Source organism: Streptomyces sp. NPDC002386 (assembly GCF_053593175.1).
Window position 1 is genome coordinate 106,454 of sequence record NZ_JBSFBX010000018.1, and the last position, 22,309, is coordinate 128,762.

General features: G+C 73.1%; 17 protein-coding genes and 1 tRNA gene. 3 read left to right on the forward strand and 15 right to left on the reverse strand.

What is annotated here, in order from left to right; genetic code table 11:
* Positions 1 to 87: 87 nt before the first annotated feature.
* The 3 genes from ACWCPN_RS30125 to ACWCPN_RS30135 form a co-directional block, all read right to left on the reverse strand.
* Entirely contained in the window at positions 88 to 7,335 is a 7,248-nt protein-coding gene (locus ACWCPN_RS30125) for an amino acid adenylation domain-containing protein (protein WP_451212457.1), read from the reverse strand.
* A 158-nt stretch (positions 7,336 to 7,493) separates the two neighbouring features.
* The gene (locus ACWCPN_RS30130; RefSeq protein ID WP_451212459.1) at positions 7,494 to 7,991 is read right to left on the reverse strand and encodes an N-acetyltransferase family protein; all 498 of its coding nucleotides are present in this window, start codon (positions 7,989 to 7,991) and stop codon (positions 7,494 to 7,496) included.
* Between the two features lie 38 nt (positions 7,992 to 8,029).
* Positions 8,030 to 10,150: a M28 family peptidase gene (locus ACWCPN_RS30135; RefSeq protein WP_451212462.1), complete on the reverse strand. Its 2,121-nt coding sequence runs from the start codon at positions 10,148 to 10,150 to the stop codon at positions 8,030 to 8,032.
* A gap of 432 nt (positions 10,151 to 10,582) precedes the next feature.
* On the opposite strand from ACWCPN_RS30135, the gene ACWCPN_RS30140 reads away from it, so the two are divergent.
* Genes ACWCPN_RS30140 through ACWCPN_RS30150 form a run of 3 tightly spaced genes read left to right on the forward strand, consistent with a single transcriptional unit; the run spans position 10,583 to position 12,542 of the window.
* Entirely contained in the window at positions 10,583 to 11,461 is an 879-nt protein-coding gene (locus ACWCPN_RS30140; RefSeq protein WP_451212465.1) for an ABC transporter ATP-binding protein, read from the forward strand.
* 46 nt (positions 11,462 to 11,507) lie between these two features.
* The gene (locus tag ACWCPN_RS30145; protein WP_392292597.1) at positions 11,508 to 12,344 is read left to right on the forward strand and encodes an ABC transporter permease; all 837 of its coding nucleotides are present in this window, start codon (positions 11,508 to 11,510) and stop codon (positions 12,342 to 12,344) included.
* A 24-nt stretch (positions 12,345 to 12,368) separates the two neighbouring features.
* Entirely contained in the window at positions 12,369 to 12,542 is a 174-nt protein-coding gene (locus ACWCPN_RS30150) for an MbtH family protein (protein WP_451212469.1), read from the forward strand.
* Between the two features lie 195 nt (positions 12,543 to 12,737).
* Here ACWCPN_RS30150 and ACWCPN_RS30155 read toward each other — a convergent pair.
* The 12 genes from ACWCPN_RS30155 to ACWCPN_RS30210 form a co-directional block, all read right to left on the reverse strand.
* Positions 12,738 to 12,811, reverse strand: a tRNA-Pro gene (locus ACWCPN_RS30155).
* Between the two features lie 119 nt (positions 12,812 to 12,930).
* Entirely contained in the window at positions 12,931 to 13,290 is a 360-nt protein-coding gene (locus ACWCPN_RS30160) for an MmcQ/YjbR family DNA-binding protein (protein WP_199212828.1), read from the reverse strand.
* A gap of 30 nt (positions 13,291 to 13,320) precedes the next feature.
* On the reverse strand, positions 13,321 to 13,851 hold the full coding sequence (locus ACWCPN_RS30165; RefSeq protein ID WP_451212472.1) for an N-acetyltransferase family protein: 531 nt from the start codon (positions 13,849 to 13,851) through the stop codon (positions 13,321 to 13,323).
* Positions 13,848 to 14,420: a helix-turn-helix domain-containing protein gene (locus tag ACWCPN_RS30170; protein WP_451212475.1), complete on the reverse strand. Its 573-nt coding sequence runs from the start codon at positions 14,418 to 14,420 to the stop codon at positions 13,848 to 13,850. The genes ACWCPN_RS30165 and ACWCPN_RS30170 overlap by 4 nt, the downstream gene beginning before the upstream one ends.
* A gap of 35 nt (positions 14,421 to 14,455) precedes the next feature.
* A complete protein-coding gene (locus ACWCPN_RS30175) occupies positions 14,456 to 15,367 on the reverse strand; it encodes a LysR family transcriptional regulator (RefSeq protein ID WP_451212478.1) in 912 nt (303 codons plus the stop codon).
* Positions 15,368 to 15,398: 31 nt separating this feature from the next.
* Entirely contained in the window at positions 15,399 to 16,598 is a 1,200-nt protein-coding gene (locus ACWCPN_RS30180) for a glycine C-acetyltransferase (protein WP_451212481.1), read from the reverse strand.
* Between the two features lie 41 nt (positions 16,599 to 16,639).
* On the reverse strand, positions 16,640 to 17,668 hold the full coding sequence (gene tdh, locus ACWCPN_RS30185; protein WP_451212484.1) for an L-threonine 3-dehydrogenase: 1,029 nt from the start codon (positions 17,666 to 17,668) through the stop codon (positions 16,640 to 16,642).
* Between the two features lie 200 nt (positions 17,669 to 17,868).
* On the reverse strand, positions 17,869 to 18,444 hold the full coding sequence (locus ACWCPN_RS30190) for a GAF domain-containing protein (protein WP_451212487.1): 576 nt from the start codon (positions 18,442 to 18,444) through the stop codon (positions 17,869 to 17,871).
* Positions 18,445 to 18,505: 61 nt separating this feature from the next.
* A complete protein-coding gene (locus ACWCPN_RS30195; protein WP_199212823.1) occupies positions 18,506 to 19,105 on the reverse strand; it encodes a GTP-binding protein in 600 nt (199 codons plus the stop codon).
* Positions 19,083 to 19,454, reverse strand: coding sequence for a DUF742 domain-containing protein (locus ACWCPN_RS30200; RefSeq protein ID WP_451212490.1), 372 nt, complete (start codon positions 19,452 to 19,454; stop codon positions 19,083 to 19,085). Before ACWCPN_RS30200 ends, ACWCPN_RS30195 begins: the two co-directional genes overlap by 23 nt.
* A gap of 2 nt (positions 19,455 to 19,456) precedes the next feature.
* Positions 19,457 to 19,891 carry a roadblock/LC7 domain-containing protein gene (locus tag ACWCPN_RS30205; protein ID WP_199212822.1) on the reverse strand — a complete coding sequence of 145 codons (435 nt, stop codon included), beginning with the start codon at positions 19,889 to 19,891 and terminating at the stop codon, positions 19,457 to 19,459.
* Positions 19,892 to 19,986: 95 nt separating this feature from the next.
* A complete protein-coding gene (locus ACWCPN_RS30210) occupies positions 19,987 to 21,972 on the reverse strand; it encodes an ATP-binding protein (RefSeq protein WP_451212493.1) in 1,986 nt (661 codons plus the stop codon).
* Positions 21,973 to 22,309: the final 337 nt, after the last annotated feature.

The window sequence follows — 22,309 nt, forward strand, 5'->3', positions numbered from 1 at the left end:
CCACCCGCCCGGACGCCTTGGGGGCGTCCGGGCGGCTGCCGCCGCCGGGGCGCGTACGCGCCCCGGCGGGCCCGGGCTCTGCCGGGGTCATCGGTCGTCCCGGCGCGCCAGTTCGCCGGCGACGACCCTGCCGATGAAGTCGATGTGCCCGGGCTCGACGAGCTGGAGATGCTGGGCGTCGACGGGGTGGTCCACCACCGGTCCCGTCACGTACGGACCCCACAGCTCGGCGGCCGTCGCCCGCCCCACCGTGCCGGCCCGCCGCGCCTCGGCCGTCGCGGTGAAGCTGAGCAGGTCTCCGTCGTACACCCGCGGCACCCAGCGGACCATGAGTTCGCCGTGGTAGCGGCAGGTGTCGATCAGAGCGTCCAGCGCCGCGGGGTCGGCGGGCGCCGAGGCCCCGAGGGCCGGGGCGAGCAGTCTCAGCAGCTCCTCCGGCTCGGGCACCCGGCCACCGTCCACGGCGGCGATCTCCTCCGGCGGCGCGCCCACCGCGTCGAGCAGGGCCCGGATGACGTCGGCCTCGCCGACCGCGTCCGCGTGCGCCCGCCGGTCGTGCTCGTTGGGCGGGACGCTGTCCAGCATCGCCAGCAGTTCGACCCGCTCACCGCGTTCCCGCAGCTGCACCGCCATCTCGTGGATCAGCACGCCGCCGAACGACCAGCCGAGGAGCCGGTACGGCCCCTTAGGCTGGATCTCCAGGACGCGGGACACGTACTCGGCGGCGAGTCCGCCCATCGTGGCCGGCCGCCACCGCCCGTTCGCCGGGCCGGTGCCCTGGAGCGCGTACACGGGCTGGTCCGGGCCCAGGGAACGCAGCAGCCCCACGTAGCCGAAACCGTCGCCGACGACCGGGTGGACGCAGAACAGCGGCGGACGGGTGCCCTGGGCGCGCAGCGGCAGCACCGGCTCCCAGGGCGCCGCACCGGTGGTGAGCCGGGCCTCCACGCCCGGCTCCCGCGCGATCCGGTGCGCGAGCGCGCTCGGTGACGGGTTGTCGAAGAGGGTGCGGATCGGCAGTTCCACGCCGAGTTCGGCGCGGATGCGTTCGACGAGCCGGACCATCATGAGCGAGTGTCCGCCCAGCAGGAAGAAGTCGTCGTCGGGACCGGCCTTCGGGAGGTCGAGGACCTCGGCGAACAGGGCGGTCAGGGCCGCTTCCAGGGGTGTGGCCGGTTCCCGCGGGGCCTGCTCGTCCCGGGCGGCCGGGGCGGCGGGCTCGGGCAGCGCGGCGCGGTCCAGCTTGCCGTTGGCCGTGACCGGCAGGCTGTCGAGCGTGACGTAACCGGTGGGCACCATGTGCTCGGGAAGCCGGCTGCGCAGGTGCTCTCGAAGCTCCTCGACGGTGGGGGCGGCCGCGCCCGCCACCGGTACCACGTAGGCGACGATCCGGGGGGAGCCCTTGTCCTGCCGGATCATGACGATCCCCACCGCGACGGCCGGGTGCTCCCCCAGGGCCGCCTCGATCTCGCCGAGCTCGATGCGGAACCCGCGGACCTTGACCTGTCCGTCGACCCGGCCCAGGTACTCGACGGCTCCGTCGGAACGCCAGCGGGCCATGTCGCCCGTGCGGTACATGCGGGATCCGGGCTCGCCGTACGGGTTGGCCACGAACCTCTCCGCGGTGAGCGCGGGGCGTCCGAGGTAGCCCCGGGCCAGCTGCGCACCGTCCAGGTACAGCTCTCCGGCAACCCCCGGCGGGACCGGCTGGAGTTCGCCGTCGAGGATGTGGACGCGTGTGTTCCACACCGGCCGTCCGATGGGTACGGGGCGGCCGTCGTCGTCCTCCGGACGGCAGGTCCAGGCGGTCACCTCGATCGCCGCCTCGGTCGGACCGTACTGGTCGACCAGCCGGACGCCCGGCAGCACCTGGTGGAACCGGCGCGCGGTGGCCGTCGTCAGGGCCTCGCCGCCGACGATGACCAGACGCAGCGAGTCGCACCGGCCGGCGTCGGGGTGCTGGAGGAACGCGTCCAGCATGGAGGGCACGAACTGCGCGACGGTGACCCGCTCCTGGCGGATCAGCTCGCACAGGTAGGCCGGGTCGCGGTGGCCCTCCGGCCGGGCCACGACCAGGGTGGCACCGGTTCCGAGCGGCCAGAAGATCTCCCACACCGACACGTCGAAGCTCGACGGCGTCTTGTGCAGCACCCGGTCGTCGGGCGTCAGCAGGTACTGCTCCTGGCCCCAGCGCAGGCGGTTGGTCACGGCGCTGTGCGGGACCACCACGCCCTTGGGCCGGCCGGTGGAGCCCGAGGTGTAGATGACGTAGGCCGGGTCGGCGGGGTCCGGTCCCACCGCGGCCCCGCGGCCGGTGTCCGCCGGGTCGTGCGGCGCGAGGAGGCCCACGCCCTCCGGCACACGGAGCTTCTCGGCCTCCTCCGGGGTGGCGATCACGGCGGTGGGCCGGGAGTCCTCGAGCATGAACGCCAGCCGGTCGGCGGGGTAGTCGGGGTCGAGGGGCACGTAGGCGCCGCCCGCGCGGTGCACCGCGCACACGGCCACGACCAGGTCGAGGGAGCGGGGCACGGCGACGGCGACCACCGATCCCGGGCCGACGCCGCGCGCGGCGAGTCGCCCGGCCAGCGCCCCGACCAGCCCGTCGAGCTCGGCGAACGTCACCGTACGGCCCTGGTCGACGAGCGCGGTGGCGTCCGGCGTCCGTGCCATCTGCTCGGCGACGGACGCGGCGAGCGTGGTGGGTTCCAGGTCCCGGCGGGTGTCGTTCCACTCGGCGAGGAGGCGCCGCTCGTGGTCGGAGAGCAGGTCGATCCGTCCGATGCGCCGGTCCGGGTCGTCCGCGGCGGCGGTGAGCAGCCGCGTGAGCCGGTCGGCGACGGCCACGACGGTGGACTCGTCGAACAGGTCGGTGCGGTACTCGATCGTGCCGGTGAGCGGTCCCTCGGCGCCGTCGGCGGTGCTCTCGACCGCCAGCGTGACCGTGAGGTCGAACTTCGCCGGCGCGAGCTGGACGGTGAGCCGCTCGGTCGTGACCCCCGGTATGTCCAGGGCGATGTCGGCCCCGTGGTCCACCACGAGGGCCACCTGGAACAGCGGATGGCGCCCGGGCTGCCGCTCCGGGTTGGCGAGGTCCACCAACTGCTCGAAGGGCAGGTCCTGGTGGGCGTAGGCGGCGATGTCCGCGTCCCGCACCCTGTGCACGAGTTCCCGGAAGGTCGGGTCGCCCTCCGTGCTGGTGCGCAGGACCAGCGTGTTGACGAAGAAGCCGACCAGCCGGTCGAGGCCCTCGTCGGTACGGCCGGCCACCGGCGTACCCAACGGGATGTCCGTCCCGGCGCCCAGCCGGGTGAGGAGGGCGGCCAGGGCCGCCTGGACGGTCATGAAGAGGCTGACGCCGCTCTCGCGGGCGAGCCCGGCGAGCGCACGGTGGACGCCGGCGTCCACGCGGACGGGGACCGTGCGGCCCTCGTGCCCGGTCTCGGGGGTGCGGCGCCGGTCGACCGGGAGCGGCACCTCGTCGGGGAGGCCGTCGAGCGTCTTGCTCCAGTGGTCCCACTGCTCGGCCGCGAGGCTGCCCGGGGTGCGGGCCTCCCCGAGGAGCCGGTTCTGCCACAGGGTGTAGTCGCCGTACTGCACCGGCAGCGGCGTCCAGCCTGGCTCGCGCCCTTCGGCGCGGGACCGGTACGCCACGCTCAGATCGGCGGCGAGCGGACCGACGGACCAGCCGTCGCAGGCGATGTGATGCACGGTCAGCAGGAGGATGTGACGGCCGGGTCCGAGGAGGTACAGCCGGGCCCGCAGGGGCGGACGGCTCGCCAGGTCGAACGGGATGGAGGCCGCGGACCGCAGTTCCTCCTCCAGTGCCTCGCCCTCGGCGCGAGCCGCGGCCAGGGGGACCATGTCCAGCAGCGGCGGCAGTTCCTCGGGGCCCAGGACCCTCTGGTAGGGCACGCCCTCCCGGTCGGGGAACACGGTCCGCAGCGCCTCGTGCCTGAGGACGACGTCGTGCAGGGCCGCGCCCAGCGCGCCGATGTCCAGCGGGCCGTCGAGCCGTAGGGGCAACGGGATGTGGTAGGCGGCGCTGTCGGTCTCCAGGCGCTGGAGGAACCACAGCCGGCGCTGCGCGTACGAGAGCGGGATCTCCGCGGGGCGTTCGGCCGCCGCCAGCACGGGCCGCCGGCCGGTGGCGCCGAGAAGCCGGGCCAGGCCGGCCGGTGTGCGCGCCTCGAAGACCGTCCGGATGGGCAGTTCGGCTCCGGTGACCGTCCGGACGCGGCTGACCAGGCGCATGGCGAGCAGGGAGTGGCCGCCCAGGCGGAAGAAGTCGTCGTCCGGGCCGACCTCCACCACCCTCAGCACATCGGCGAAGATCTCGCAGAGGGTCGCCTCGCGGGCGTCGGCGGGGCGTCGGCCGGCCGCGCCGGAGACGCGCAGGTCCGGTTCGGGCAGGGCGCGCCGATCCAGTTTGCCGCTGCTGGTGAGCGGCAGCCGGTCCAGGTGGGCGAAGGCCGCGGGCAGCATGTAGTCGGGCAGGTGCGCGGCCAGGTGGTCGCGGAGCGCGGCGGCGGCCGGCGGTTCGGCGGCCGGGACGACGTAGGCCGCGAGGAACGGTTCGTCCGAGTCCTCGCCGCGGACGACCACGGCAGCCTGCGCGACACCGGGATGGCGGGCCAGCACGGCCTCGATCTCGCCGGGTTCGATACGGAAGCCGCGGATCTTGACCTGCTCGTCGGCCCGGCCGAGGTACTCGACCCGGCCGTCGCGGCGCAGCCGGGCGAGGTCGCCGGTGCGGTACATGCGGGATCCGGGCGACCCGTACGGGTCGGCGACGAACCGCTCGGCGGTGAGGGCGGGGGCGCCCAGGTAGCCGCGGGCGAGCTGGGGGCCGGCGAGGTAGAGCTCGCCGGGTACGCCCAGGGGTGCGGGGCGCAGCCGCTCGTCGAGGACGTAGGCGCGGGTGTTGTCGAGCGGGCGGCCGATGACCGGGGTGGGGCTGTCGTCGAGGTCGCAGGCGAGCGCGTCGACGGTGAACTCCGTGGGCCCGTAGTAGTTCTGGACCTTGGTGCCGGGGACGTCGGCGAGCCGGTTCCAGAGCTCGGGTCCGACGGCTTCGCCGCCCAGCATGACGGCACGGGGGCGGTGGTGGTCGCCCTCGTCGAGCAGGCCGGCGGTCAGCAGCGCCTGTGTGTACGTCGGGGTGAGGTCGAGGAACTCGATGCGCTCGCGCCGCACGTAGGCGACCAGGGCCTCGGGGTCCAGACGCACCTCGTCCGCGAGGAGGTGCATGCAGTGCCCGTCGAGCAGCCAGAAGAAGGAGTCCCAGGCGGTGTCGAAGGTGAGAGAGGCGACCAGTGCGAGGTTGACGCGCGGGCTGCCCTCCGGGGCGTGCCGGCGGACCTGACGGACGCGGTGGTGGTGCGCCAGGTGTGCGAGGGCGGCGTGTTCCACGACCACGCCCTTGGGCGTGCCGGTCGAGCCGGAGGTGTGGATGACGTAGGCGGGGTCGGACGGACTCGTGACACCGGCCCGGTCGGCGTCCGTGAGGTCGGTCGAGGGGTGCGACGCGACGCGCTCCCGCTCCTGCGGCTCGTCGAGGGCGAGCACCGGCGTGGAGTCGGGCAGCCGGCGGGCGGTCCGCCCGGTGGTGAGCACGCACACGGGCCGGGTGGCGGCGCTGATGACGGCGAGCCGTTCGGCGGGGATGCCGGCGGCGAGGGGAACGACGGCGGCGCCGGACTTGAGCACCGCGAGGACGGACACGACCACGTCGGCTTCGCGGTCCAGCAGCAGGAGGACGTGGCGTTCGGGCGCCGCGCCCCGCCGGACCAGTTCGCGGGCGAGTCTGTTGGCGCGGGCGTTGAGCTCTCCGAAGGTGAGCCGGGTGCTGCCGGCGACCAGGGCCGGCGCGTCCGGGTCGGCCGCCGCCCGGTCCTCGAACGCCTGGTGGTAGCTCTCGGCGGGAACGGCGAGTTCGGGGCCGCGCCACAGGGTGCGGATCGCGTCCAGATCGTCGCCCGTGAGCAGGTCGATGTCGCCGATTGCCTGGTCGGGGTCGCGTACGACGCTCTCCAGCAGGAGCGTGAGCCGTCGCATCAGCGCCTCGGCGCCCTCCCGTTCGAACAGATCGCTGCTGTACTCGACGAAGCAGGTCAGTCCGGCCGGGCCGCCTTCGGCGTCCTTGCGTTCCATGACGTTGAACGACAGATCGAACTTGGCGCCGCCCGGGTCCGCCTCCACGACCTCGCAGGTGACGCCGGGCAGGGAGAGGCTCGCCTCGGGGAGGTTCTGGAAGGCGAGCATGACCTGGAACAGGGGGTGCCAGGCGAGGGAGCGCGGCGGGTTGAGCGCCGTGATCAGCCGCTCGATCGGCATCTCCTGGTGCGAGAAGCCCTGCAGGTCGGTCCGGCGCACCCGCTTGAGCAGCTCCCGGAACGTGGGGTCGCCCGAGGTGTCCATGCGCAGGACCAGCGGATTGACGAAGTAGCCGACCACGTCGTCGTAGCGGGAGTCCCCGCGTCCCGCGGTGGGACTGGCGAGGGGGATGTCGGTGCCGGCCCCGGACCGGGTCAGTACGGTCGCCAGCGCCGCCTGCACCACCATGAAGAGGCTGACGCGGCAGGTGCGGGCGAGGGCCAGCAGGTCGCGGTGGAGGTCGGTGGGGAACTCCCAGGGGAAGTAGTCCCCCTCGTGGGACATGACGGCGGGCCGTGGCCGGTCGGCGGGCAGATCCAGGCAGTCCGGCAGGCCGGCCAGCGCCTCTTTCCAGTACGCGAGCTGGCGGCTGATGCCGCTGTCGGGGTCGTCGAGACTGCCGAGGCTCTCGTGCTGTTCGAGCGCGTGCGAGGTGAAGTCGGCCGGGAGCGGCGTCCACTCGGGTGCGCGCCCCTCGGCGCGTGCCACGTACGCAGTGCTCAGGTCACGGCCCAGAGGGGCCATCGACCAGCCGTCACCGGCGATGTGGTGCTGGACCATCAGCACCAGGTGGTCTTCGGGACCGAGGACGAACACCCGCATGCGTATGGGTGGTTCGAGGGCGAGGTCGAAGCATTCGCGGCAGGCCGCGCCGATGAGTGCCGGCAGGTCGCCCTCGGTCGCGTCGGTCACCGTGAAGGGGAGCGTGAAGTCACCGGGGGCGAGGACCTGCTGACGGGGCGTGCCGTCGTGGTCGGGGAAGACGGTGCGCAGCGCCGCGTGGCGCGCCATGACGTCGGCCAGGGCGGTGCGCAGGGCCTCGGCGTCGAGGGGGCCCCTCAGGCGCAGTGCCACCGGCATGTTGTAGGAGGCGTCGCCGTCCTGGAGGCGATCGTTGAACCACAGCGCGAGCTGTGCGTAGGACAGCGGGATCTCCCCCGGCACCCTGCTTTCGCCGAGCACTTCTTCGTTCCTCCCCCGTGTCGGAGCCACCCTGCGGGGGCCACGTCCACTCATTGCCGGTGTGTGAAGGCGCCGGGTCACGTACGGTCCCGGGCTGTCGGTCGATGGATGTGCGGTGCGTGCGGCCGGGGTGCGTGCGGCCCCGGCCGGCGATCACCTCAGCGAGCGGTCCAGTGGTAGGTCACGTCCGGCTCGTTCTCCTCGTTGCGGCTGCCGTCGTTGAACTCGCCGGCGGTGAAGCCATGGCGCTCGTAGAAGGCGCGGGCGTCCTCGTTGCGCTGGAAGACGTGGAGCGAGAGCTCGTGCGGGGAGGACTCCTTGACGGTGGCGAGGAGGGCCGAGCCGATGCCCTGCCGTCGTACGTCCGGCCGCAGGTAGAGGTGGTCGAGCACCGTTCCGTCGAGCGCGGCGAAGCCGACGATCTCGGACTTCTCCCCGAGCTCGGCCACCCACACCGTGCTGCCGGGCAGTACGACGGCCTCGATCCAGTACAGGGTCTGCTCGTCGTTGTACAGCCTGGGCAGGTACGGCATCGCCGCGGCCCGCGAGGCCAGGAAGACGTTCGTGATCTCGGCGGCGTCCGCCGCTTCCGCCTTGCGCAGCCGCAGCTTCTGCGGTGCCGTGGCGCCCTCGGCGCTGTTCGGGTTCGACGACATGGAGGCCGCTCTCTTCCGTTGGTGAGGTGTCGGGGTGGTCAAAGCTTGTACTGGCGGCTGGCGAAGGAGATGCCGGCCGCCTGGGGGTCCCACGTGAGATCGTCGGGACGCGGCCGGTCCAGGGCCGAGGCGGGCAGCCCCGCGTCCTGGGTCATGGCCAGCAGGCGGACCGGGCGGCCCGTGTCCCGGACGGTGAGGGTCACTTCGGTGCCCTCCTGGGGCGGGGCGACGAGGAGGAGCCCCCATTTCCACACCGAGCCGGTGTACGGCCGGTTGACGCCTCCGCCGAGGGTGCCGGTGCCCGCGGGCGCGCCGGCCACCCGGGCGCCCACGACCTTGACGGCCGTGGTGTCGACGTACAGGGCCATCAGCGAGGGCTTTCCCCCCTCGGGCCGCACCGACAGGCGCAGGGTGCGGTTGCCGCCCTTGCGCGTGTCGGACACCGGGTCCACGACGGGGCGGGAGACCGGGGCGACAGGGGCAGGGCCGGCGAGCAGTCCCCCGGGCGGCGCGGCCAGTGCGGGGGACCACTTCTCCAGGGAGTCCGTTCGCCGGTCGCCCGTGTAGTGGCTGACCCACGGGTGGGGGTCGGCGTCCTCGGACACCCAGACGGCCTTCCCGCGGTCGGCGTCCAGGGCGTACATCAGGCTCACCGGGCGCGGGTGTTCGCCGTCGGGCGCGTCGACGGCGGCGTCGACACCCACCAGGGCAGCGCCGGTCAGTGCCAGGACGGCGCCGCCGACCACCGCACGTCGGACATGAGCGGCGGCGATCCTGACGGTGAGGGGCAGCAGCACCACCACGGCGGCCGGCACGGCCAGGGCCAGCGGCCCGGCGGCCGACGCGAGTCCCACCGTCGGGAACAGCAGAGCGACCAGCGGTGCCGTGACCGCGACGCACGGCAGCGCCGAGGCCGCGAGGGCTGCGCTCCGCCACGCGGAGCGCTCGGCGGTGTGGGCGGCCAGCGCGACACCGGCCGCCACGCCCAGGGCGGTCCAGGTGAACACGTAGGCGGCACCGGGCAGCAGGAAGGCGGTGACGACGGCCGACAGCGCCGCCCAAGCCGCCGTTCCGGCGGCCGTGTCCACCGCGGTGGCGCGCCTGCCGACCCACACGACCCACAGCCATACGACGGCGGTCGTCAGCAGCACCAGCCCCGCGACGGCGGGACCCGTGCGGTACGGGTCGCCCAGGTGGAAGAGGGCGTAGGCGGGCCGGACGAGGAGCAGGGCCTGCCAGGCCGACCAGCCGAGCGCGGCGGCGGCCAGGAGCGGCAGGGGAAGGGTCAGCGCAGCGCGTCCGGCCGCGCGGAGGCTCAGGGCGCGTCGACGGCGGGCGTACCAGACGGCCGCCGCCACCGCGATCGCGGCGATCACCGCCAGGGGCAGGACGGCGCCCGCGGGGTAGCGGACCAGCACCGGTCCCAGGTTGAACCACGTGGCCTCGGAGGCCTGTTCGATCCGTGCGAGGTCGGTGGCCGACAGGGTGCGGGTGGCCGAGACGGCGGTGTTCCCGAGGTCCTGGAGGCTGCCGAGGTCGACGTGGTCCAGATCGTCCTCGAGGCCGTGGTAGCGGGCACTGCCCCCGATGACCGCGAAGTTCATTCCGGTCGCGCCGGACGCGCGGAGCTCGGTGAAATCGGTGTCGTTGGGCAGCAGGCGGTAGATCTCGTCGGAAAGCGAGGTGGCGACGGGCGGGGTGTCACCGAGGGCGGCCACCAGGGCGGCGCTGTGGGGCCCGGCCTCGAACATGACGGCCCGTCCGCTGGTACCGCGCGCTTCGAGGTTGATGACGACATCGGGGCCGTGACGGGTCCTGGCGAGCTCTCGTGCCGCCGCCCGGGCGCCGAGCTGTGCCGTCTCCTCGACGTCGGTGAAGAGCAGGACCACGTCGTTGCGCGGAGGGGGGCCTTCGCCGAGGGCTCGTGCGATCTCCAGCAGGGAGCCCACACCGAGGCCGTCGTCGGAGGCGCCGGGACCGGTGGCCACCGAGTCGGTGTGCGCGACGAGGAGTACCCGGCCGGTGGAGGACCGTCCCGGGATCGTGGCGGTGATGTTGTGGACACGGCCCGCCAGGTGCGAACCGCCCTTCCCGGGCAGCACTTCGGTCGACTCGTGCTGCTCGGGCGAGAGTCCGAGACGGCTCAACTGCCCGGTCACGTAGGACCGGACCGCTTCGGCCTGGGACGTGCCGGAGGGATGCGGGGAACGCGCGATGTGCCTGATGTGCTCCGCGGCACGCGTCGCGGAAAAGCCGGATGACCCACTGTTCGCCGGCCTCGGCTCCGGGGGAACGCGCACCAGCAACGCGCAACCGAGCGCGACGAAAAACAGCAACAGAACACCGGCGAGCGCGGATACGCGCGACCTCATGCATCCCCCGTTTCGAAGAAGCACCCTCGTGGGGGGCTTGATCATTTCGGCAACCTAGCAGCGGTTCACGGAAGGAAACAAGGACTTCACAAATCGGTGAGCGTGCGCTTGTATGAGCCGATGCGACCGGGTTGACGCCACCGCGCCTCGGGCCGCGCAGCACTTTCGAGTTGGGGGGAACCAGGGGTGAGCATCCCCGTCGTCCGCTTTCGGGATGTCGTGAAGACCTATGGCTCGACGAACGCCGTCAACGGGCTGGATCTCGACGTTCCGCAAGGGAAGTTCTTCGGGCTGCTGGGCCCCAACGGCGCGGGCAAGTCGACCACCATGCGGCTCATCACCGGGCAGAGCCGGGCGACCAGCGGGACGGTGGAGGTCCTCGGGCACAGCATGCCGAAGGACTCCCGGAGGGTGCGCTCACTGCTCGGCGTGGTGCCTCAGGAGAGCAACCTCGACATCGAGTTGACGGTACGTCAGAACCTTGACGTGTTCGTCCGGTTCAGCTCCCTGCCCGCCCGCCGGTACGCGGAGGCGGTCGACCGGGCACTGTCCGCGGTACGCCTCGCCGACCGGGGCGACAGCCGGGTGGAGTCGCTGTCCGGCGGTATGCGGCGCAGACTGCTGCTCGCCCGGGGCATCCTCACCGCTCCCCGCCTGCTGCTGCTCGACGAGCCCACGGTCGGCCTCGACCCGCAGATCCGCCAGGACCTGTGGGACGTCATGGAGACGCTGCGGGCCGCCGGCACGACGGTGCTGATGTCGACGCACTACATCGAGGAGGCCGAGCGCCTCGCCGACGAGGTGGCCGTGGTGTCCGGCGGCCGTCAGATCGCCCGGGGCACTCCACAGGAGCTGCTCCGGGCCCACGCCGGGGCGCAGGCCGCCGAGTACCGGGGCGACGCGGCCCGCCGCGCCTTCGTCGAGGATCACGTCGCCCGGGCGGGCCTGACGAGCCGCCGCACCGGACTGTCGGTGTCGGTCCTCCGGGCCGAGACCATGCCGGGCGACCTGCGCGAAGTACTGGGCCCCGCGGACGTGCTGCGCCCCACCACACTCGAGGACGTGTTCGTCGCCCTGACCGGCGAGCTCTTCGTCTGATCCCGGTGCACCCCGCCGTACCCCACATCAGAAAGGACCCGCCTCCATGACGAGGGCCGCACCGGTACGCCCCGCGGAGACGCCGACGAGCGCTTTCGAGGACGAGGGAGGGGCCGCGACGCCCGTGCTGCTGCCGACGATGCGGGCGGTGTGGGTGCGGGAACTGCTGCTCTTCCGGCGCTACTGGCCCGCCATCACCTTCGGCTCGCTCATCGAGCCCCTGGTGTACATGGCCGGATTCGGCCTCGGCTTCGGCACCCTGGTGGACTCGGCCGAAGGCCGGCCGTACCCGCAGTTCGTGGGCGTGGGCATGGTCGTGACCTCCGTCCTGTTCGCCTCCGCCTTCGCCGGCATGTTCGAGACCTACAACCGACGCTGCTACCAGCACCTGTACGACGCGGTGCTCAGCCGGCCGGTGGACGTCTGGGAACTCGTCATCGCCGAGGCGTCCTGGATCGCGGTCAAGTCGTCCGTCTACAGCTCCGTGCCGCTGCTGGTCACCCTCGCCGTCGGTCTCCCCGCGAGCGCCACCCTGCTGCTCGTGCCAGTCGTCACCCTGGTGTCGGGTCTGGCCTTCGCCCTGTGCGGAATGTGGGTGTCCACCCTGGTCCCGGCGATCGACTGGCTACGACTGGTCGTCTCGGGTGTGCTGACGCCGCTCGTCATGGCCGCCGGTGTCTTCTTCCCGCTCGACGGCCTGCCCGGCTGGGTCCGGGCCGTCGCCGCCGCCAACCCCATCTACCACTGCATGCAGTTGGTCCGCCACGCCGCCTTCGGTGTGCTGGACGCCGGCGACTGGCTGCACGCCCTCGCGCTCGCCGTCTTCACGGTGGCCGCCTGGCTCCTCGCGGTGAGGGGCATGAGCCGCCGCCTTTTCGACTGACCCCCCCCGACCGAGACAGGAGTCATGATGACCAACCCCTTCGAGGACCCGGACCGTTCCTACCTCGTGCTCCGCAACGAGCGCGCCGAGTACTCCCTGTGGCCGGTGGGCATCGACGTGCCCGGGGGCTGGGACGTCGTTCACGACGAGGACTCGCGTGACGCCTGCCTGTCCTACATCGAGACAGCAGCGGCCTGAGAGGGGCGATTCCCCCACCGGGCCGGCGGGCGGGATCGGCCCGTCCTGCACGGGACGCGCGACATCACCCGCTGTGACGATGCCGTCACAGTCTCGGCCGGGATCACCCGTGCCGTCACGGCGTCCGTCACGAAAACGATTCAGGGGCCATCCCGGATTTCTCCGCGATGGCCCCTGAACTGCGACTTCTCAAAGTCGGGACGACAGGATTTGAACCTGCGACCCCTTGACCCCCAGTCAAGTGCGCTACCAAGCTGCGCCACGTCCCGGTGCCGTTTGACCTGGGGTTTCCCCGGTCGAAACGTGCATGGAAACAATACCGCACTCGGGTCGGTGGTCGCGCATCCATTGACGGTGACCGGGGGTCGCGCGCCCCTAGGGGCCGTTCTCAGGGGATGCCGGGCGCGCCCAGCTCGGGGTAGCTCTCCAGGAGCCGCGGCGGGGCCGCCTGGCGCCAGGAGTCGGTGAGGATGTCGCGCAGCTCCGCCTCGTCGTCCAGCGCCGCGAGTCGCGCCCGCACCCAGGCGAACTGGGCCTCGTGGCCGGCGATCCAGAACTTCTCCGGTTCGGCCAGCACCAGTTCGTCGCGCTCCTCCTTCGGGCAGCGCACGGCGATGGACGTCTCGTCCTCGGGGAGGGTCGCGAACATCTTCCCGGCCACCCGGAACGTGGGCATGCTCCAGGCGGTCTTCTCCGTGGTGTCCGGGAGGGACAGGGCGATACGGCGTACGTCTTCTGCGTCCGGCATGCCACGCACGCTAGCCCCCGCCACTGACAGTCACCCAGCGGGCGGACCGACCCGCTTGTAGTAGAGGGTGGTCGGGCGCAGTTCGCCGGACGGGCTCGCCGCGTAGTCGGGGATGGTGCCGGCCGGCGTCCAGCCGGCCGAGCGGTACAGGTGCTCGGCGGGGCTGCCGGTCTCGGTGTCGAGGTGGAGCAGGGTGACGCCGGCGGAGACGGCCGCCCGCTCGGCGGTGGCGAGGAGCCTGCGGCCGAGGCCCTGTCCGCGCGCGGAGCGGTGCACCATCAGCTTGACGAGTTCGGCGCGGTGGCGGCTGTTGGGCTTGTCGGGCAGGGCCAGGCCGACCGTGCCCGCCACCCGGTCCGCGCCGTCCACGGCCACCCACACCGCCAGCCGCCCGGCCGCCACGGCGTCGGCCCGCTCCCGCCACCACCGGGCGGCCTCGGCGGATCCGAGCGGCGCGAGGAAGCCCACCGAGGCTCCCCCGTCCACGGTGTCCGCCAGCAGGCCGGCCAACTCCCCACATCTCTCGCGCACCTGGGCATCGTTCCAGCGCAGCACCGTCATGGCCGCACCACCGCGAGCACGTAGCGCGCCTCGGCGGGGCCGGGGCAGCGGAAGCGGGTCGGGCCGAAGACCCGCATCCGCAGGCAGTCCCCGGCGTCGAGGGCGCTGCTCGTGTCCGCCACGGTCACCTCAAGCGATCCGTCGAGGACCCACAGGTGCTGTTCGAGGCCGGAGACGGGCGGGCGGTCGTACGCGAGGTCGGCGCCCGGGGTGAGTCGGCCCTCGACCAGTTCGCCGCGCAGGCCGGCGTGCGGCGGCGAGACGGACCGCCGCACGAAGCCGGCGGCGGGGTCCCGCCAGATCTGCTGGTCGCCCGCCCGGACCAGCGGGGCGGGCTCCGCCTCGACCTCGCTGAGCAGCTGGGACATGGTGCGTCCGTAGACATGGCAGAGCCGGTTGAGGAGGGAGGCGGTGGCGCTGATCTCGGCGCGTTCGGCCCGGGACAGGGTGGACCTGCTCACTCCGCTGCGTTCGGCCAGCTCGCCCAGGCTCCAGCCGTGCCCGGCACGGAGTTCGGCGAGCCGGGCGCCGATCCGGGCGTCCACGGGGTCGGGGGCATCGGTTCTCATATCCGGGACGCTATCCCTGATATGAGACAGCCGTGTTACGGAGGGCTCACGCCCGCCGCCCGCCCGAGGGCCTGGAGCACCGGGCGGATCAACGGGTGGCCCTCGGCGCCCCGGCGGACCGCCGCGAAGACGCGCCGGGTGGGGGCCACCCCGTCGACCGGGCGGACCACGACACCCGCGAGGTCCATGCCGCGCAGGGCGGAGCGGGGTACGAGGGCCACGCCGGCGTCGGCCGAGGCGAGGGCGACCACGGCGCGGAAGTCGTCGGAGGAGTGCTCCAGCCGGGGCTGGAACCCGGCACTCTCGCAGGCCAGGACGACCACGTCGTGGCAGGGGTTGCCGGGGTACGGCCCGATCCAGGTGTCCTTGGCCAGCTCGGCGAGCGGGACCTCCTCGGCGTCGGCGAGGCGGTGGCCGACGGGAACGACGGCGTCGAAGGGCTCGGCGTACAGCGCCACATGGGTCAGCCGGGGGTCGTCCGCGGCCGGGGCGCCCCGGTACTCCACGGCGACCGCGACGTCCACCTGCCGGTCCAGCACCATCGGCAGGCTGGCGTCGCCCTCGGCGTCCTGGACCCGGATCCTTATGCCGGGCGCCGAGGAGGCCAGCCGGGCCACGGCGGGCGCCACCACCTCGGCGATGCCGGTGGCGAAGGCGGCCACGGTGACCGTGCCCGCCTCCCCGGAGCCGTAGGCGGCCAGCTCGGCCTCCGCCCGCTCGAGCTGGGCGAGGACGGCGTTGGTGTGGCTGAGCAGGATCTCGCCGGCCGGGGTGAGCCGTACCCCCTTGGCGCCCCGCTCGACCAGCCGGTGGCCGGTCTCCTGCTCCAGCGCGGTCAGCTGCTGGGAGACGGCGGAGGGGGTGAGGTAGAGCGCGGCGGCCGCCGCCGTCACCGTACGGTGGTCGGCCACCGCACGGAGGATGTGGAGCCGCCGCGCTTCGATCATGGGGTCCATTATCGCCCCATGTCCGCGCTGGTCAGACCGCCAGCTCGGCGCGGGCCGCGATGAACGCGTCGACCGCCCGGTCCACGTCCTCGGTGGAGTGCGCGGCGGAGAGCTGGACGCGGATGCGGGCCTGGCCCTGCGGGACGACCGGGTAGGAGAAGCCGATCACGTACACGCCCCGCTCCAGCAGCAGTTCGGCCATGCGGGCCGCCTCGGCCGCGTCGCCGATCATGACGGGCGCGATGGCGTGGTCGCCGGGGAGGATGTCGAAGCCCTCCTCGGTCATCCGGCGGCGGAACAGGGCGGTGTTCTCGGCGAGCCGGACGCGCAGGTCGTCGGCGGACTCCAGCAGGTCGAGGACCTTCAGGGAGGCGGCGGCGATCACCGGGGCGAGGGTGTTGGAGAACAGGTACGGCCGCGAGCGCTGGCGCAGCAGGGCGACGATCTCGGCGCGCGCGGCGACGTAGCCGCCGGAGGCGCCGCCGAGCGCCTTGCCGAGGGTGCCGGTGATGATGTCCACGCGGTCCATGACGCCGTGCAGCTCGGGGGTGCCGCGGCCGGAGGGGCCGACGAAGCCGACGGCGTGCGAGTCGTCGACCATGACCATCGCGTCGTAGCGGTCGGCGAGGTCGCAGATCTCCGCGAGCGGCGCGAGGTAGCCGTCCATGGAGAAGACGCCGTCGGTGACGATCAGCTTGCGCCGGGCGCCGCCCTCGGTCGCCTCCTTCAGCCTGGCCTCCAGGTCCGCGAGGTCACGGTTGGCGTAGCGGAAGCGGCGGGCCTTGGACAGGCGGATGCCGTCGATGATGGAGGCGTGGTTGAGGGCGTCGGAGATCACCGCGTCCTGCTCGCCGAGCAGGGTCTCGAAGACACCGCCGTTGGCGTCGAAGCAGGAGGAGTACAGGATGGTGTCCTCCTGGCCCAGGAAGGCCGAGAGGCGGGCCTCCAGCTCCTTGTGCACCTCCTGGGTGCCGCAGATGAAGCGGACCGAGGCCATGCCGTAGCCCCAGCGGTCGAGCGCCTCGTGGGCGGCGGCGACGACGTCGGGGTGGTCGGCGAGGCCGAGGTAGTTGTTGGCGCAGAAGTTCAGGACCTCGCCGGGGCGGCCGCCGGCGCTGACGTTGACGGTCGCGGACTGCGGGGTGTCGATGACGCGTTCGGGCTTGTGCAGACCGGCGGCACGGATCTCGTCGAGGGTGGCGCGCAGGTCGTCGCGAACAGAGTTGAACATGAGGGACTCCATCGAGTGCGGGAGACGGACCGGACCGGGGATCAGACGGTCCAGTCGAGGATGACTTTGCCGCCGGTGCCGCCGGCCGCGTCGGCGAAGGCCGCCTCGAAGTCGCGGTAGCCGTAGCGGCCGGTGATCACGGGGGCGAGGTCCAGGCCGCCCTCCAGCAGGACGGACATCGCGTACCAGGTCTCGAACATCTCGCGGCCGTAGATGCCCTTGATGGTGATCATCGAGGTGACGACGCGGGCCCAGTCGACGGGGAACTCCGCGGCGGGCAGGCCGAGCATGGCGATCCGGCCGCCGTGCGTCATGTTGGCGATCATGTCCCGCATGGCCTCGGGGCGGCCGGACATCTCCAGGCCGATGTCGAAGCCCTCCCGCAGACCGAGCTCCCGCTGCCCGTCCGCGATGGTGTTCGCGCCGACGTTCAGGGCGAGGCTCACGCCGATCTTGCGGGCCAGCTCCAGGCGCTCCTCGCTGACGTCGGTGATGACGACGTTGCGGGCGCCGGCGTGCCGGGCCACCGCGGCGGCCATCAGGCCGATCGGGCCGGCGCCGGTGATCAGGACGTCCTCGCCGACCAGCGGGAACGACAGCGCGGTGTGCACGGCGTTGCCGAACGGGTCGAAGATCGCGGCGACGTCGAGGTCGACGGGGACGCGGTGCACCCAGACGTTGGACGCCGGCAGCGCGACGTACTCGGCGAACGCGCCGTCCCGGCCGACGCCGAGGCCGACGGTGGCCCGGCACAGGTGGCGCCGCCCGGCGAGGCAGTTGCGGCACTTGCCGCACACCAGGTGGCCCTCGCCGCTGACCCGGTCACCGACCCGGATGTCGCTCACGTCGCGGCCGGTCTCCACGACCTGCCCGACGAACTCGTGCCCCAGCACGAGCGGCGTGCTGATCGCCTGCTGCGCCCAGCCGTCCCAGGCCCGGATGTGCAGGTCGGTGCCGCAGATACCGGTCCGCATGACCTTGATCAGCACATCACCGGGACCGATGGCGGGCTCCGGGACGTCCGTGAGCCAGAGCCCGGGCTCCGCCTTCTCCTTGACCAGCGCCTTCAACGCTACGGCTCCTGTGGGTGAGGTCCCGGCCCGCGGGCACGCCGAAGAGGCCCGCACCGGGTCAGAGGGGTGGAATCACCCTGCAATCTGCCGTACGCGCGCGCCTGGGTCCATCGATCTTTTCTTAACCGCCGCCTCAGCTTTGCTTCACACCCCCTGGGCACCGACTCCGGAGCGCACCGGGGACCGGCGGGAGCCGCTCAGAGCGGCAGGCCGTCCCGCGCCGATCCCTCCATGTGCGCGGCGAGCTCGGCGGCCAGCGACTTGATCGTCTCCAGCCCGGTCCTGCCCCAGGCCCGGGGGGCGACGTCGGCGGCGCACACGGTGCCGAGCGCCATGCCGGAGCTGTCGATGAGCGGCGCGCCGAGGTAGGAGCGGATGCCGTACTCGTCGACCACGGGGTTGCCCGCGAAGCGCGGGTAGTCGCGGACGTCCTCCAGGACCAGGGCCTTGCGCCGCACCACCACATGGGGGCAGAAGCCGTGGTCGCGCGGCAGTACGCGGCCGACCTCGGGCCTGCTGCCGTCCTCCCGGACCACGGGCGCCGTCACCGGGGCGCGCAGCCCCGCGAAGAACTGGCGGTCCTCGCCGACGAAGTTGACCATGGCGTACGGCGCGCCGGTGAGCCGGGCGAGATGGTCCGCGAAGGCGTCGAGGGCGGGTTCGGGCCGCTCCCCCAGGCCGAGCCCGCGGAGTCTGGAGGTACGGGCGGGGGCCTCCTTGTCCTCGGGGGTGAGCAGCAGACCCCGGACCGGACGGGGCGGCTCGTAGCTCATGACCGGTCTCCGGCGCTGTGGACGTACCTCATGGGGCGGCTCCGTGGACGGTGTGGCGGGATCACATGTGGGCGCCGTGGCTCGGCGTGGGTGCCGGGGCGTGGGCGATGAGGTGGCGTACGAGGGTGAGCAGGGTCTGCACGCCGGAGCTGGAGATGCGGGCGTCGCAGGGGATGACGGGGACACCGGGATCGAGGTCGAGGGCGGCGCGCACCTCGTGCGGGTCGTAGCGGTAGCCGCCGTCGAACTCGTTGACGGCGACGATGAACGCGAGGCCGCGCTCCTCGAAGAAGTCGACCGCCGCGAAGCACTCCTGCAGGCGCCGGGTGTCGGCGAGGATGACCGCGCCGAGCGCCCCTTCCGACAGCTCGTCCCACATGAACCAGAACCGCTCCTGCCCCGGCGTGCCGAACAGGTAGAGCACATGACGCGGGTCGAGGGTGATCCGGCCGAAGTCCATGGCGACCGTCGTCTCGACCTTGTTCTCGATGCCGTCGAGGTTGTCGGTGGCGGCGCTGACGGTGGTGAGCAGCTCCTCGGTGCTGAGCGGGGCGATCTCGCTGACCGCTCCCACGAAGGTCGTCTTGCCGACCCCGAACCCGCCCGCCACGAGGATCTTGAGCGCGGTGGGGAACGGGTCAGAGCTGTCGTCGTAGTCCATCGAGCACTGCCTCCAGCAGGGACCGGTCAGTGGGTGTGTGGTGGAAGACGGGGGGCTTGGTGGTCAGCGCCCCGCAGTCGACGAGGTCCGAGAGCAGCACCTTGGTGACCACCGCGGGCAGTTTCAGGTGCGCGGCGACCTCGGCCACCGGGACGGGCGCGCGGCACACCTCGAGCGCCTGGGCGTGCTCGGGACCGAGGTAGCCGAGCGGGGTGACGCCGGTGGACATCACCTGCGACATGAGGTCGAGGGCGATGCTGGGCTCGGTGCGGCCGTTGCTGATCGTGAACGGGCGCACCAGCCGTCCGGCGGCGTCGTCGAGCCAGGGCCCGTCGCCGGCTGCGGCCACCCTCAAGGCCTCGTCGCCGTGGGTTCGGCGGTGTGCTGGCGGGGCGCGGTCACCAGGTAGGGACGGACGCTCTTGACCAGCATCGCCATCTCGTAGCCCAGTACGGCGGCGTCGGCCTCGCGGCCGGCGAGCACGGCGAGGCAGGTGCCGGAGCCGGCCGTGGTGACGAACAGCAGCGTCGAGTCGAGTTCGACGACGACCTGCCGGACGTCGCCGCCGTCGCCGAACCGGATGCCCGCGCTGCGGCCGAGGGAGTACAGGCCGGAGGCCAGGGCCGCCATGTGGTCGGCGCTGTCCGGATCGAGGCCGTGCACGGATCTCACCAGTCCGTCGCAGGACAGGAGCACCGCACTGGAGGTGTGCGGTACGCGCTGCACGAGGCCGCTCAGCAGCCAGTCGAGGTCGGATGCCTGGGCGGTCGGCGCATCGCTCGCCATGGTGGATCGACTCCTTGGGGTACGAAGACCAGCGGGAGCGCTGGCTGTGGGGGTGCTGGGGGTGGGGGCGGGGCCCGGGTGGCCGGGGAGCGGGGTCATCCGGCCGGCGCGCTCCCGTCAAGACGGCCGCTGCCGTCGGCGGCGGGCACGTACGCGTGCTGCCGGGCCGCGGACGGCGGATCCGGCTCCGTGTGCTCCTGTGCCTCGGCCAGTCCCATGCCGCGCTGGAAGGCGGCCATCAGCCCGGGGTCGTGACCCGCGACGACGTCGGCGTCCTGGCGCGGGGCGGGGCCGCCGCGCAACTGCGGGACGATGTGCTCCTGGGCGCGGCGGCGCGGCAGTTGGGGCTTGCCCATGGTGCCGCGTACGGCAGTGCCCCCGCGTGGGACGGGCAGGACGCCCGCGTGGGACTCGACCACCGGCCGGTGTTCGGAGCCGATGCCCGCTACGGCCTCGGCGGGGTTGGCCCGTTTCCCGCGGGCGGCCCGTACGGGAAGCGGGGCCGGTGCCGCGTCACCGCGTGCCGGTTCGCTCCGCTCCGGTTCGCTGCGGGCGGTGGCGCCGCGCGCCCCCGCTCCGTGCGTACTCCCGTTCCGCGCGGCCGTGTTCGGCCGGTCGCCGCCCTGCCCGGGCCCACGGTGGGCGTGCCGCCGCCTGCCGTTGGCCTGGGCCGGTACCGGGCCCGGCAGCACGGGAGCGGAATCCTCGCGGGCCGTACCGGCGTCGGCGTTCGTGCCCGCGTGCGCCGCACCGGAACCGGTGCCGTCCGCCGTGACGACGTACGGGACGTGGGCCGGCGGCACCGCCGGCAGGCCCTGCGCGGCGGGGTCCTGCTGGGGGGACGGCGCCGCCCCGACCGCTCCGTGGAGGCCCGGCGCCGTGCCCAGCAGGGCCTGGGGGACGACGAGCACGGCCTGCACACCGCCGTAGATGTTGGTCTGCAGGCGCACCGAGATGCCGTGCCGGCGGGCGAGTTGCGAGACGACGTAGAGGCCGATGCGGCCGTCGGCCAGCAGGCTGGCCACGTTGACCTGGTCGGGGTCGGCGAGCAGGGCGTTCATCCTGTCCTGCTCGCCCACCGGCATGCCGAGCCCGCGGTCCTCGACCTCCACGGCGAGCCCGGAGGTGACGAGGCTGGCCCGGAGCAGCACCTGGGTGTGCGGGGCGGAGAACACCGTTGCGTTCTCGACGAGTTCGGCGAGCAGGTGGATGACGTCGGCGACGGCGTGACCGCGCAGTTCGCCGTCGACGGGCGGGACGAGTTTGACCCGGGAGTACTGCTCGACCTCGGCGATGGCGGAGCGCAGCACCTCGGTCATGTCGACCGGGTTGCTCCACTGCCGCCGGGAGACGGCGCCGCCGAGCACGGCGAGGTTCTCGGCGTGCCGCCGGATCCGGGTGGCGAGATGGTCGACGTGGAACAGGCCCTTGAGCAGGTCGGGGTCCTCGATCTCGTTCTCGAGGTCGTCGAGGATGGAGATCTCCCGGTGCACCAGGGACTGAAGCCGGCGCGCGAGGTTGACGAAGACCTCCAGCTTCTGCTCGCTGCCGGCCTGGCTGGAGAGCTGGGCGGCCTGCACGACGGCGGTGACGGCGCCGTCGTGCGCCCGGGAGAGGTCGGCGGCGAGCAGGTCGAAGTCGTCGGCGTCCGCGGGCGGGCGGCGTCCCGGTCCGCGCCGGGCCGGGGTCTCGCCCTGCCGCAACGCCTCGACGAGGGCGTGCAGTTCGGCCTCACCTCGGGCGGCTCCGCGGCGCAGGGCGGTGACGCGGTCGGCGACCGAGCGGGCGGCGCGGTCGGCGGCCACGGCGGCGATCAGGATGCCCGCGACGGTCACCGCGACCGCGCCGGCGAGCACGGCCCACAGGGTGGGGCCGGGGCGCGTGCCGGTGGAGCGGACGCTGAACAGGACGGCCGCGGTGGCGCTGAGGGCGACGGCGACGGGCGGAAGCACGGCGAGCCGCATGAGCTGGGGCCGTATGTGCGTCTCGGTCAGTGCGGGAGCGGGTCGGGCGACCGGTCTCCCGTGGCGGCCGCCCTCACGGCGGTCGGCACGGGCGGCCGGTGCACGGAGATGAGACATCTGCGTCCTCGTACTGGTCCGTCGGCCTGGTCGCCCCAGGCCCTGTGTCGTGCGACGGACACTCACAGTAGTTGCCTGCGCATCACGTGCGGTGGGCAGTTGCCAAACTCTCCCGGACAGCGTCCCGCTCTGGTATGAGGTGTCGTACGACAGACCGATAACCGCGCCGGACTCCGGCGACAGAGTCGTAAGAACTAGATCCGACCTGCTCAGAAGCGGTCAGAAACAAGCAGCGAGGGCCGGTCCGCACTGGTGTGCGGGCCGGCCCTCGGCGCGTCCGGGGACTCGGTCGGACGTCCGTGCGCGCGGGTGTCCACGGCTCGGCGGCGCCGGCGTC

Coding starts and splice junctions, on each gene's coding strand:
- ACWCPN_RS30130 (WP_451212459.1), bottom strand. CDS start 7,991: ATGTCGTCGAACCCGAACAGCGCCGAGGGCGCCACGGCACCGCAGAAG.
- ACWCPN_RS30180 (WP_451212481.1), bottom strand. CDS start 16,598: ATGTTCAACTCTGTTCGCGACGACCTGCGCGCCACCCTCGACGAGATC.
- ACWCPN_RS30160 (WP_199212828.1), bottom strand. CDS start 13,290: ATGCCGGACGCAGAAGACGTACGCCGTATCGCCCTGTCCCTCCCGGAC.
- ACWCPN_RS30170 (WP_451212475.1), bottom strand. CDS start 14,420: ATGAGAACCGATGCCCCCGACCCCGTGGACGCCCGGATCGGCGCCCGG.
- ACWCPN_RS30175 (WP_451212478.1), bottom strand. CDS start 15,367: ATGATCGAAGCGCGGCGGCTCCACATCCTCCGTGCGGTGGCCGACCAC.
- ACWCPN_RS30210 (WP_451212493.1), bottom strand. CDS start 21,972: ATGTCTCATCTCCGTGCACCGGCCGCCCGTGCCGACCGCCGTGAGGGC.
- ACWCPN_RS30165 (WP_451212472.1), bottom strand. CDS start 13,851: ATGACGGTGCTGCGCTGGAACGATGCCCAGGTGCGCGAGAGATGTGGG.
- ACWCPN_RS30205 (WP_199212822.1), bottom strand. CDS start 19,891: ATGGCGAGCGATGCGCCGACCGCCCAGGCATCCGACCTCGACTGGCTG.
- ACWCPN_RS30195 (WP_199212823.1), bottom strand. CDS start 19,105: ATGGACTACGACGACAGCTCTGACCCGTTCCCCACCGCGCTCAAGATC.
- ACWCPN_RS30150 (WP_451212469.1), top strand. CDS start 12,369: ATGATGACCAACCCCTTCGAGGACCCGGACCGTTCCTACCTCGTGCTC.
- ACWCPN_RS30145 (WP_392292597.1), top strand. CDS start 11,508: ATGACGAGGGCCGCACCGGTACGCCCCGCGGAGACGCCGACGAGCGCT.
- ACWCPN_RS30190 (WP_451212487.1), bottom strand. CDS start 18,444: ATGAGCTACGAGCCGCCCCGTCCGGTCCGGGGTCTGCTGCTCACCCCC.